Source organism: Victivallis sp. (assembly GCF_048170485.1).
Taxonomy (GTDB): domain Bacteria; phylum Verrucomicrobiota; class Lentisphaeria; order Victivallales; family Victivallaceae; genus Victivallis.
Window position 1 is genome coordinate 16,718 of record NZ_DBEXAY010000041.1, and the last position, 10,999, is coordinate 27,716.

A 10,999-nucleotide genomic window follows, 5' to 3' on the forward strand; every position below is an offset into this window, starting at 1 on the left:
AGGAGATACAATATGACGAAACGAATTCTGGCGAGCGGCAACGAAGCCATCGCAATGGCCGCCTTCGACTGCGGCGTCAACCTCGGGACCGGGTATCCCGGTACTCCGTCGTCGGAAATTCTCGATCAATTCAATAAGGAGGGCGGCTGTGCACAGTGGGCGCCCAACGAGAAGGCGGCGCTCGAAGTCGCCATCGGCGCGGCCTTCGCCAACGGCCGGGCGCTGGTGACGATGAAGCACGTCGGGCTCAACGTGGCCGCCGACCCGCTGTTCACCATCGCCTACTCCGGCACACCGGGCGGGCTGGTGATCGTCAGCGCGGACGATCCCGGCATGGCCTCCAGCCAGAACGAACAGGACAACCGCCGCTACGCCGTCGCCGCCGGAGTGCCGATGCTCGAACCGGCCGACTCGCAGGAGTGCTACGATTTCACGATCCGCGCATTCGAGCTCTCCGAACAGTACCGGCGGCCGATTCTGCTCCGGGTCACCACCCGCGTCTGCCACTCCAAATGCATCCTTCAGCGGCGTGACGCGCTGCGGAAAGCCGCGGCGGGACACTTCGACAAAGATCCGAAAAGCAACGTGATGATTCCGGCCTACGCCCGGATCGCCCACCGCAAACTCCGCGCCACACTGCACGAGCTGGAAAAACTCAACGAGCGCGGCGAATTCACCCGTCTGGTCAAGGGCGGCCGCGAACTCGGCGTCATCACCTCGGGAATCAGCTTCCAGCACGTCTGCGACGCCGCCCCGGAGGCGTCGATCCTCAAGCTCGGCATGACCTATCCGCTGCCGATGGAGACAATCCGCAAATTCGCCGCCTCGGTGGATCGCTGTGTCGTGGTCGAAGAGGGAGATCCGGTGCTGGTCGACGCAATCCGCGCCGCCGGAATTCCGGTGGAAGGCAAAGATGAGATGTTTCGCTTCGGCGAACTCAACGTCAAACGGGTGCGCAATCTGCTCGCCGGCGATCTCACGCCGGAGAGCGCGCCGCCGGCGGGCAAACCGCCGCAGCTGTGCATCGGCTGCCCGCACCGGAAGTCCTATGAGACGCTGCGCGACCTCGGCTGCATCGTCTCCGGCGACATCGGCTGCTACACGCTCGGCGTACTGCCCCCCTTCGAAGCGGTGGATACCTGCGTCTGCATGGGCGCCTCGATCACCGTGGGGCTGGGCATGCGCCGGGTCCTGCCGGAGAAGGAGGCGCGCCGGGTGGTCAGCGTGATCGGCGACAGCACCTTCCTGCACACCGGCATCAACGGCATCGTCGAGATGGTCTACAACCGCCCGGCGACCGGTCACCTGGTGATCATTCTGGACAACAGCACCACCGCGATGACCGGCCTTCAGGAGCATCCGGGAACCGGACGCCGGCTCGACCACACCCCGGCGCCGCAGGTGAAGATCGAAGATGTGGTGCGCGGCATCGGCGTCGACCATGTCGATGTGGTTGACTCCACCGCCGATCAGGAGAAGTTCCGCGAGCTGGTCAAGGAGCGGCTGGCGGGGAACGACTGCAGCGTCATCATCGCCCGGCGCCCGTGCATTCTCGCGCTGGCGAAAATCAAGTCATACGGGGAGAAGAAATAAGATGGAAAAGACCACCAACGTCACCGTCGCCGGTCTCGGCGGACAGGGAGTTCTGACGGTTACGGATATTCTTGCGGAGGTGCTCTTCCGCGCCGGATTCGACGTCAAGAAGAGTGAAGTGCACGGCATGAGCCAGCGCGGCGGCTCGGTTTCGAGCGAGGTGCGTTTCGGCAAGGCGGTCGCCAGCCCGATGGTTCCGGAAGGGGAGAGCGACTATCTCATCGTGATGGAGCCGACGCAGGTCGAAGTCAACCAGTACAAACTTCGTCCGGGCGGGGTGCTGATCACCACCGCCGATGTGCCGACGGAAAAGCTCAAGAATCCGAAGGCGCTCAACACGATGATGCTGGGCGCGCTCTCGGCGCATCTGGGAGTCGATCACGCGCTGTGGCTCGAGGTGATCAAGGAGTTTCTGCCGCAGAAGCTGCACGAGCTGAACCTTGAAATGTTCGAACTCGGCCGGCAGGCGGCCCTGAAGAAATAAACAGGAGAGCGTAATCATGCCGATCAAACAGTTGTCGCTTTTCGTGGAAAATCAGCCCGGCAGCCTGAGCAAGGTCTGCCAGGTGCTGAAGGAGAACCGGATCAACATCAGCACGCTGTCCCTGGCCGACACCCGGGAATACGGCATTCTCCGGCTGCTGATTCAGGAGTATGAACGCGCCCGGGATGTGCTGGAAAAGGCAGGCTACGTGGTCAAGGTGACCGACGTTCTCGCGCTGACGGTTCCGGATCACCCGGGCGGTCTTGCCGACACCCTGGCGATTCTCGACAAGCATGCGCTTTCGGTGGAATACATGTACGCCTTCACCTACGGCCGCAGCAACAAGGCGATCATCGTCTTCCGCTTTGAAAATCCGGAAAAGGCGATCGCGATGCTGAAAGACGAGCCGATTGAACTGGTCCGGGCGGAAGAGCTGTTTTAACCGAAGAACTCAACAGAGAAAATGTCTCGGTTCGTTATTCCCAACCGGATTTTCGACCCGGCCGCGGAATGCATGCCGCGTTCCGACCGGGCCGGATTGCAGGCCACCCATCTCCGCCGCGCGGTGGAACAGGCGCACAAGGTGCCGTTCTACCGCAGAAAATTCGCGGCGAAGAACATCACCCCGGATGCCATCAAGACCATCGACGACATCCGGCGCCTCCCCTTCACCACGCGAAAGGATCTGGCCGACGCCTATCCTTTCGGCTTTTTCGCGGTGCCACGCCGGGAGCTGGCCCGGATGCATACGGCGGAGGGAGCGGAAAATCAGCCGCTCTTCGTCGGTTATACCCGAAACGATCTCAAGCTCTGGAGCATGCTCTGCGCCCGGATTCTGGTGTCAGGCGGTCTCACGTCGGACCAGCTGGTGCAGGTCTCCTTCTGCTACGGGCCGCTGACCGAAGGATTCGGTCTGCACGGCGGCATTGAGCGGGTCGGAGCGGCGGTGCTGCCGGCCTCCGGCGGCGACTCCCTCCGGCAGCTGCGGCTGCTGAAGGACGCCCAGGCCGATACGCTGGTCTGCAACCCCTCGTGCGCGCTGGATCTGGCGGAAACCATCGCCCGGACCGGAACGCGCCGCAGCGAACTGGCGCTCCGGCTTCTCCACCTCGGCGGAGAACGGTTGACACCGGAGGTGCGCGGTTCGCTGGAGGAACAGCTGGGCGTGCTGGTCTTCAACAACTACGGTCCGCCGGAAGTGCTGGGCCCCGGCGTGGCGGGGGAATGTGCCGCGCGCTGTGGAATGCACATTCAGGAGGATCACTTCTGCGTCGAGTGCATCCATCCGGAGACGCTCGAACCGGTCGCGGAGGGGGAGGTCGGCGAGCTGGTGCTCACCTCGCTCACGCGCGAGGCGTGTCCGGTCATCCGTTACCGGACGGGCGATCTGGTGCGGCTGAGCCGCGAAGTGTGCGCCTGCGGCCGGACGACGCTGCGCATGTGCCGGGAGATTCCGGAGGCCGCCGCCGCGTCTCTGTAACTTGTGTCACCACAGAATGTATGCGATCGATCATCCATACGGAAGGAGCATCTCATGAACGACATGCTGTACTGCATCAAAATCACGGACGAGTCCGGAGATTTCAATCTGGTTGCGGAAATGCTCGCCGCGCTGGAGCTTGACTTCAGCAGCTGGGAGGACCGGGAGAATCCGCGCGTCATCCACACCGTCTACGCTCAGGATCCGGAGAGCGCCGCCGCCAACCTCGAACGGCTCCGGAGCGCGATCCGCGAATGGGAAGCGCTCGGCGTCAAGGTGGGCGCGCTTGAAACCTTTGAAATGAAGAAAGAGGACTGGGCGGAGGCGTGGAAGAAATATTTCCACCTCATCCCGATCTCCGACCGGCTGATCATCAAACCGAGCTGGCTGGAGTGCGAGGAGAAACCCGGCCGGAAGATTCTGGAGATCGACCCGGGGATGGCGTTCGGCACCGGGCAGCACGCCACCACCTTCTACTGCCTCGAGGTGATCGACCGGCTGTCGACCGATCCGGAGGTAAAGAGTCTGCTCGACGCCGGGTGCGGCTCCGGAATTCTCTCCATCGCCGGCGCACTGCTCGGCTACTCCCCGGTCGACTGTTTCGACAACGATCCGGAAGCGGTCGAGGTCTGCCGGGAAAATCTCGAGCGGAACCGGATCACCGGCGTGACGCCGACGGTGGGAGACGCCGCCGTCTATGCGGGCCGTCCGGAGAAATATGATCTGGTCTGCGCCAACATTCTCGCGCATCTGCTGCTCGCCTTCCGGGAGAACATCGTCACCTGGGTGCGGCCGGGCGGCTATCTCACGCTGGCCGGCATCCTCACCGGGGAGTTCGATGCGCTGAGCAGGGCGTTCCAGCAGCTCGGCTTCCGGGAGCTGGAGCGCCGCACGCTGCGGGAGTGGACCAGCGGCCTCTTCCGCAAAGAGTGACGGCGGAGTTTTCGAAGCTTTGCCCCGGAAATTCACTTGAAATCCGGGGCAAGGCATGGTATACTTTATAGATGCCGCCCCTCCCCGGCGATGCCGGGAAACGGAGTCTGAACAGTCATTATTCACCAGATACGAAAGAGTTGAAATCATGGATTATTCACGTTATTTCCGCGATTACCCCACTCCCGACGGCCGGTTCGGACCGTACGGCGGCGCCTATCTTCCGCCGAAACTCATGGCGGCGTTCCAGGAGATTCAGGACGCCTACCAGTCCATCTGCCGCTCCGCGCACTTCATCAATGAGCTGCGCCGCATCCGGCGGGAGTTTCAGGGGCGGCCGACTCCGGTCTACCACTGCGACCGGCTGTCGCGGCTGCTCGGCAACTGCCAGATTTACCTCAAGCGCGAAGATCTCAACCACACCGGCGCCCATAAGCTCAACCACTGCATGGGCGAAGGTCTGCTCGCCAAGTTCATGGGCAAGAAGCGGCTGATCGCGGAAACCGGCGCCGGCCAGCACGGCGTGGCGCTCGCCACCGCCGCCGCCTACTTCGGGCTGGAGTGCGAAATCCATATGGGCGAAGTCGACATCGCCAAGCAGGCCCCCAACGTGACCCGCATGAAGATTCTGGGCGCGAAAGTGGTTCCGGTCACCTTCGGATTGAAGACCCTGAAGGAGGCGGTGGACTCCGCGTTTGAATCCTATGCGAAGAACTACAAAGATTCGATCTACTGCATCGGCTCGGTGCTCGGGCCGCACCCCTTCCCGCTGATGGTGCGCGACTTCCAGTTCTGCATCGGCGAGGAATCGCGCGAACAGTTCCTGTCGATGACCGGCCAGCTGCCAGATGCGATCTGCGCCTGCGTCGGCGGCGGCAGCAACGCGGCCGGCTCCTTCGCCGCCTACCTGGCGGACCCGGTGGATATCTACGGCGTCGAACCGCTCGGCCACGGCTCCCACCTCGGCGACCATGCCGCGTCGCTGACCTACGGTACGCCGGGGTCGATGCACGGCTTCGACAGCTATATGCTCAAGGATGAATCGGGCGGTCCGGCGCCGGTCTATTCGATCGCCAGCGGCCTCGATTACCCCTCGGTCGGCCCGGAACACGCGTTCTGGAAGGACCTCGGCCGGGTCAACTACGTCACCTGCACCGACGAAGAGGCGGTGGACGCGTTCTTCAAGCTCTCCCGCTACGAAGGAATCATTCCGGCGCTGGAGAGCGCGCACGCGGTCGCCTATGCGATGAAGTGGGCGAAGACCCATCCGTACGGTTCGATTCTGGCGACCTGCTCGGGTCGTGGCGACAAGGACGTCGACTACGTGGTCGAACATTACGGTTACGGCGAAAACTACAAGTTTAATCCGGAGGAAAAATAAACCATGCAGACGTGCGAGCTCGACATTGACGGGATCCTGTTCAACGGAATGCGGATTCCTACGCAGAACGGAACAATTCTGTTGATTCAGGGCCGCACGGCCAACCTCGGCTGCGGCTACTTCACGACGGCGACGGCGGACAGACTCAACGACCGCTTCGCCATCGTGACCGGCGTCGGCAGCTTCGCCGATATGATGGAGGCGAAGGTCGTTGCCGTCAGCGCCGCGGCCGCCGCATGCGGCGTGACGGCCGGAATGAGCGGCCGTGAAGCGCTTTTGAGCATGGAGAAGTGCTGACGCTCCGGGTACGGAACGCAAAGAAGAAACAGGATGCCCCCGCGGCCCGGCTTCGCGCTGACCGTACCCGCTCCGCTCCCCTGCCCCGGACCTGCCGGGGAGGTTCCGCCGCCGGCGCAGACGGCTCCACGCAAGAGGGGCCCCGGCGATGCGGGCTTGTTGCTTTTCCCCTTCCCCCAGGTCGCCGGAAGGCGCCTGCCCCCGGATTCCCTCCCCCCCTGCGAAAATCTGCTTTTTTTCTCTTTTCGACTTGCAAATGCAAACGTTATCGTTTATTTTGAATAGAGAGCGGATTCACCAGTACGAGACAGAGAATCGGTGGAAGCCGCTTCGATGGAACAACAGTCAGGATTGGAGAAGAAGCCATGGCTTCGACAATAGTGGACGTTGCGGCGAAGGCGGGGGTGTCGGTCAGCACGGCCTCGCGGATTCTCAACGGCGGAACCAAGGGGCTGCGCCGCGACGCCGTCGGCCGGGCGGAAGCGGTGCTGGCGGCGGCGAAGGAGCTGTGCTACCAGCCGAACCGGACCGCCCGCGGTCTGGTGCTGAAACGGAGTTTCACCATCGGCGTTGTGGTGACGGAAATTCACAATCCGGTACGGACCCGGTTGATCGACGCGCTCCGCTCCATTGCTTTTCAACGCGGTTTCGGGGTGATGGTCTCCGGTGTGAACTGGGGGGAAGATCCCGGCCGGCAGTTGAGCAACCTGCTCCATCACCAGGTGGATGGCCTGATTCTCTCGCACCTGCCGAACTATTCGGCCTCTCTGCAGCGGCAGTTGCGGGAGTGCGGCATCCCGGTCGTCGGCTTCGGTATCGCCGGAGCGGCGGGGTTCGACAATCTTGCGATCGACTACCCGCAGGCGGTCTACGAACTCACCTGCCATCTGATCGAACAGCACGGCGCAAAGCGGATTCTTTTTGCCGGAGGTGACACGCATTCCTCGCGCTACGCTGGCTACTGCCGGGCGATGCAGGCGCATGGACTGCCTGCCGCCCCGCACCGGAAGACTGAAAAAGTCACGTTGGCAAGCGGTTGCGCCATGGGGCGGGATCTTGCCGCCAACCGGCCGATTCCGGAAGCGGTCGTCTGTCACAACGACATCTTCGCCATGGGGCTCATCGCCGGGCTTCGCGACGCCGGATATTCCGTTCCGGGGGATCTGCTGGTAACCGGGATCGACAACATCGAATTCGCTTCCTACAGCAATCCCCGTCTCACCACGGCGGGGGTGGAGGTTGAAACGCTGGCCGGACAGTTGTGCGAACGGCTCTTCCGCCAGATCGACGGGGAACACTCCACCGACGTCCATGAGACGGCGGTCCCTGTTCGCTGCTTTTTCCGGGAATCCTGCGGCTGCCGGGAAATTCCGCCGCAATAAAAAGAGGCTGACCCCTCATGGAGAACAAATGAACTGTGTAAATCTGGATCCTGTCGTCGAGAAAATCATCCGGGTACTGCAAGCCCATAAGCTTGCCCGGCCGGGGGAATACTGCCGTTTTCTGTGGGACTCCCCCGAAAAGAACCGCAAACTGGGGAACAATGAGTACGGCTGCGCAGACGCCGTCAACATCCGTTATTCGCTGGGGCTGCCGGGGGCGGAACCGGAGGAACGGGAGGAGACCATCCGGACGCTGCAGGCGTTTCAGAATCCGGAAAACGGCCTCTTCCAGGAACGCGATCACCACCCGTACCATACGACGGCGCACTGCATTGCCGCCCTGGAAATTCTGGATGCGGCGCCGCTCCATCCGGTCCGGGCGCTGGCACAGTACGAGACTCCGGAAGGAATCCTGGCGCTTCTGGAGTCGCTCGACTGGCGCGGCAACCCGTGGGGGCAGTCCCATCGCGGCGCCGGCGTATTCGCCTCGCTGCTGATTCTTCACCGGGGCGGACTCGCCTGGCAGGACGCCTACTTCGACTGGCTCGCCCGGCACTGCGATCCCCAGCGGGGCCTGAGTCTTGCCGGCAGTTTTGGGGAAAAACCGCTCTGTCACCATCTGAACGGCTGGTTCCACTACCTCTTCAACCATCTGGCGGCGCGGCGGCCGTTCCCGCACGCAGAGGCGCTGATCGACAGCTGTATTGACCTCTATCGGCAGAACGGGCTGGGGGAACCGCCACAGGTGGTCTTCGCGCAGGAGTGCAGTTTCCGGGAGATCGACTGGATCTTTGCGGTTCATCGCGCCTCCTGCCAGACGCCGCACCGCCACGGAGAATGCATGGAGCTGCTGCGCGACTGTGCCGGCCGTTTCGTCTCCTACCTGGCATCGGTGGACGAAACCCGCGACGAGGGGATGAACGATCTGCACAGCCTGTTCGGAGCGGTTTGTGCGCTCGCCGAGCTCCAGCTCGCCCTGCCGGGGGAACTGCGCAGTTCGGTTCCCCTGCGGAACGTGCTGGACCGGAGGCCTTTTATCTGAAATCACAAGTTGCGGGAAATCCCTCCGGGGGAGACTTGTATTCTCGCAAGATTGTGCTAAATTACACCAATTCCAGAGAAAGGGGGGAGCATCCCCCTGCAGCCGAAACAACCGCATCCGGGTGTTCCGGCTGTAATCTGCTGTCTTTGAACAAAGGAGGTTCATTGATTATGGGAGAGACCAGAGAATTCAAAACCGAAGTCCGGCAGCTGCTGGATCTGATGATTCACTCACTGTACTCCAACCGCGACATTTTCCTGCGGGAACTGGTGGCCAACGCCGCCGACGCCATCGACAAGGCGCGCTTCGAAAGCCTGACCCATCCGGAAATGGCGAAGAAGTGGGAGATCCGCATCACGCCGGATAAAAAAGCGAAGACCCTCACCATCAGCGACAACGGCATCGGCATGACGCAGGACGAGGTCGTCGAGAACATCGGCACCATTGCCAAGAGCGGCACCCGTGCGTTTCTGAAGCTTCTCGAGGAGCAAGGGTCGAAGAAAGAGGAACTGCCCGAACTGATCGGTCAGTTCGGCGTCGGATTCTATTCGGCGTTCATGGTGGCGGGCGAAGTGGTCATCGTCACGAAGAAGGCCGGTTCGGATGCACCCGCAGTGCGCTGGAGCAGCCGCGGCGAGGGCGAATACGAGCTGGATTCCGCGGAGAAGAGCGAACCGGGCACCGAAATCACCCTCCACCTCAAGGAGGACGCCGAACAGTATCTGGAAAGCTGGAAACTGAGCGGAATCATCCACAAATATTCCGACTTCATCGAGTATCCGATCGTCATGCCGGAGGTCAAAGTCAATGAGGACAAGACCGAAACCGTCACCGACCGGGTGCTCAATTCGCAGAAGGCGATCTGGCTGCGGAAGCCGTCGGAGATCACCGAAGAGGAGTACAAGAGCTTCTATTCGCACCTCTCCAACTTCGGCGGAACCGAATATCTGAAGGCGATTCACCTCTCCGCCGAGGGGACCAGCGAGTTCAAGGCGCTGCTGTTTCTGCCGAAGCAGGCGCCGTTCAACCTGCTGATGCCGGATTTGCAGAAGCGTGGGCTTCAGCTCTACGTCCGCCGCGTCTTCATCACCGACGAGTGCAAGGAGCTGATTCCGGACTATCTGCGGTTCGTCTGCGGCGTGGTGGATTCCAACGATCTGCCGCTCAACGTGTCGCGCGAGATTCTCCAGGAGAATCCGCAGCTGGCGCGGATTGAGAAGGCGGTGACGGCGAAGGTGCTGAGCGAACTCAAGAAGCTGCTGGAAACGGACCGGGAGGCCTATGCGGGCTTCTTCCGGGAGTTCGGCCGTATCTTCAAAGAGGGGCTGCACACCGACTTCGCCAATGCCGAGAAGCTCAAGGATCTGGTGATGTACGAGTCGATGAACACCGAACCCGGCAAAATGATCACGCTCGCCGAATATGTCGCGGCGATGCCGGAGTCGCAGAAGGAGATCTACTACATCACCGGAGAAAAGCGCGAATCGGTCGCGTCGTCGCCGGCGCTGGAATATTTCCGGTCGAAGGGGTATGACGTGCTGTTCATGACCGATCCGATCGACGACTGGATCATGCAGCAGATGTTCCAGTACCGCAAGAAGAACTTCAAATCGATCGCGAAGGGCGACTTTGAAGTGGAAGGTGCGGCGGACATGCTGAAAGCGGCGCAGGAGAAGTTCGCCGGTCTGGTGGAGTTCCTGAAGAAGGCGCTGGGCGACAAGGTGGGCGAGGTGCGCTTTTCGGCGCGTCTTACGGACAGTCCGTGCTGCCTGATTACGGAAGGCAACGCATTGAGTCCGCACCTGGAGCGGCTGTTCAAGGCGATGCATCAGGAGATTCCGGAAAGCAAGCGGATTCTCGAACTGAATCCGAAACATCCGCTGATTGAAGCGATGTTCGAGCTGAGCAAACAAAGCGACAAAGCGCCGGAACTGGAGATGTACGCGAAGGTTCTGTTCGACCAGGCGCTGCTGACCGAAGGCAGTCCCCTGCCCGATCCGGCGGCGTTTGCGCGCGAAGTGACGAATCTGCTGCTGAAAGGAATCAGCGGCAAATAGGATTCCGGACGCGCCGGCGGGAGGCATCAACCGTACCTGCCGGCGCGATTGTGGATCATTTTTTGAAAAAACGGCAAAATCGCGCTTGAAAAACAAAGATTCCGGCGCGATATTTAGGCCGTTCCCGGAGAGATGGTCGAGTGGTTTAAGGCAGCGGTCTTGAAAACCGCCGTGGCGCAAGTCACCGAGGGTTCGAATCCCTCTCTCTCCGCCATTTATTTTTCCCCTTCCAATTTCTGGTAAAAAGAGAATCTTTTATTCAATGGCGCTAAAAGTCGTTGGTGTAAAGGGATTTGCGCAAATTGCTGAGGTGTGTTTGAAACACACTCAGAATCTGAAAAAAGGTCTTT

10 protein-coding genes and 1 tRNA gene are annotated in these 10,999 nt (G+C 61.4%); all 11 read left to right on the plus strand.

Annotated features, from left to right (window positions below):
- The first annotated feature begins 12 nt into the window (after positions 1-12).
- The 11 genes from ACMLHG_RS02185 to ACMLHG_RS02235 all read left to right on the plus strand — a co-directional run bounded on the left by ACMLHG_RS02185 (position 13) and on the right by ACMLHG_RS02235 (position 10,863).
- Complete coding sequence (locus ACMLHG_RS02185; RefSeq protein ID WP_295807939.1) at positions 13-1,593, plus strand: thiamine pyrophosphate-dependent enzyme; 1,581 nt, start codon at positions 13-15, stop codon at positions 1,591-1,593.
- 1 nt (position 1,594) lies between these two features.
- A complete protein-coding gene (locus tag ACMLHG_RS02190) occupies positions 1,595-2,077 on the plus strand; it encodes an indolepyruvate oxidoreductase subunit beta (RefSeq protein ID WP_294436745.1) in 483 nt (160 codons plus the stop codon).
- A 16-nt stretch (positions 2,078-2,093) separates the two neighbouring features.
- Positions 2,094-2,519: an ACT domain-containing protein gene (locus ACMLHG_RS02195; RefSeq protein ID WP_295807943.1), complete on the plus strand. Its 426-nt coding sequence runs from the start codon at positions 2,094-2,096 to the stop codon at positions 2,517-2,519.
- A gap of 21 nt (positions 2,520-2,540) precedes the next feature.
- The gene (locus tag ACMLHG_RS02200; RefSeq protein WP_294436741.1) at positions 2,541-3,557 is read left to right on the plus strand and encodes a phenylacetate--CoA ligase family protein; all 1,017 of its coding nucleotides are present in this window, start codon (positions 2,541-2,543) and stop codon (positions 3,555-3,557) included.
- Between the two features lie 54 nt (positions 3,558-3,611).
- Positions 3,612-4,490: a 50S ribosomal protein L11 methyltransferase gene (gene prmA / locus ACMLHG_RS02205; protein ID WP_294436740.1), complete on the plus strand. Its 879-nt coding sequence runs from the start codon at positions 3,612-3,614 to the stop codon at positions 4,488-4,490.
- Between the two features lie 148 nt (positions 4,491-4,638).
- Complete coding sequence (trpB, locus tag ACMLHG_RS02210; RefSeq protein WP_295807948.1) at positions 4,639-5,871, plus strand: tryptophan synthase subunit beta; 1,233 nt, start codon at positions 4,639-4,641, stop codon at positions 5,869-5,871.
- Between the two features lie 3 nt (positions 5,872-5,874).
- The gene (locus ACMLHG_RS02215; RefSeq protein ID WP_417169403.1) at positions 5,875-6,168 is read left to right on the plus strand and encodes a DUF1805 domain-containing protein; all 294 of its coding nucleotides are present in this window, start codon (positions 5,875-5,877) and stop codon (positions 6,166-6,168) included.
- A gap of 365 nt (positions 6,169-6,533) precedes the next feature.
- A complete protein-coding gene (locus ACMLHG_RS02220) occupies positions 6,534-7,550 on the plus strand; it encodes a LacI family DNA-binding transcriptional regulator (RefSeq protein WP_417169404.1) in 1,017 nt (338 codons plus the stop codon).
- Between the two features lie 28 nt (positions 7,551-7,578).
- On the plus strand, positions 7,579-8,592 hold the full coding sequence (locus ACMLHG_RS02225; RefSeq protein WP_417169405.1) for a hypothetical protein: 1,014 nt from the start codon (positions 7,579-7,581) through the stop codon (positions 8,590-8,592).
- Between the two features lie 167 nt (positions 8,593-8,759).
- The gene (gene htpG / locus ACMLHG_RS02230; RefSeq protein ID WP_367170024.1) at positions 8,760-10,649 is read left to right on the plus strand and encodes a molecular chaperone HtpG; all 1,890 of its coding nucleotides are present in this window, start codon (positions 8,760-8,762) and stop codon (positions 10,647-10,649) included.
- Positions 10,650-10,775: 126 nt separating this feature from the next.
- A tRNA-Ser gene (locus ACMLHG_RS02235) sits at positions 10,776-10,863 on the plus strand.
- Positions 10,864-10,999: the final 136 nt, after the last annotated feature.

Bases quoted from the DNA above. Each gene is read 5' to 3' on its own strand.
- ACMLHG_RS02185 (WP_295807939.1), top strand. From the start codon at position 13: ATGACGAAACGAATTCTGGCGAGCGGCAACGAAGCCATCGCAATGGCC.
- ACMLHG_RS02190 (WP_294436745.1), top strand. From the start codon at position 1,595: ATGGAAAAGACCACCAACGTCACCGTCGCCGGTCTCGGCGGACAGGGA.
- ACMLHG_RS02195 (WP_295807943.1), top strand. From the start codon at position 2,094: ATGCCGATCAAACAGTTGTCGCTTTTCGTGGAAAATCAGCCCGGCAGC.
- ACMLHG_RS02200 (WP_294436741.1), top strand. From the start codon at position 2,541: ATGTCTCGGTTCGTTATTCCCAACCGGATTTTCGACCCGGCCGCGGAA.
- prmA (WP_294436740.1), top strand. From the start codon at position 3,612: ATGAACGACATGCTGTACTGCATCAAAATCACGGACGAGTCCGGAGAT.
- trpB (WP_295807948.1), top strand. From the start codon at position 4,639: ATGGATTATTCACGTTATTTCCGCGATTACCCCACTCCCGACGGCCGG.
- ACMLHG_RS02215 (WP_417169403.1), top strand. From the start codon at position 5,875: ATGCAGACGTGCGAGCTCGACATTGACGGGATCCTGTTCAACGGAATG.
- ACMLHG_RS02220 (WP_417169404.1), top strand. From the start codon at position 6,534: ATGGCTTCGACAATAGTGGACGTTGCGGCGAAGGCGGGGGTGTCGGTC.
- ACMLHG_RS02225 (WP_417169405.1), top strand. From the start codon at position 7,579: ATGAACTGTGTAAATCTGGATCCTGTCGTCGAGAAAATCATCCGGGTA.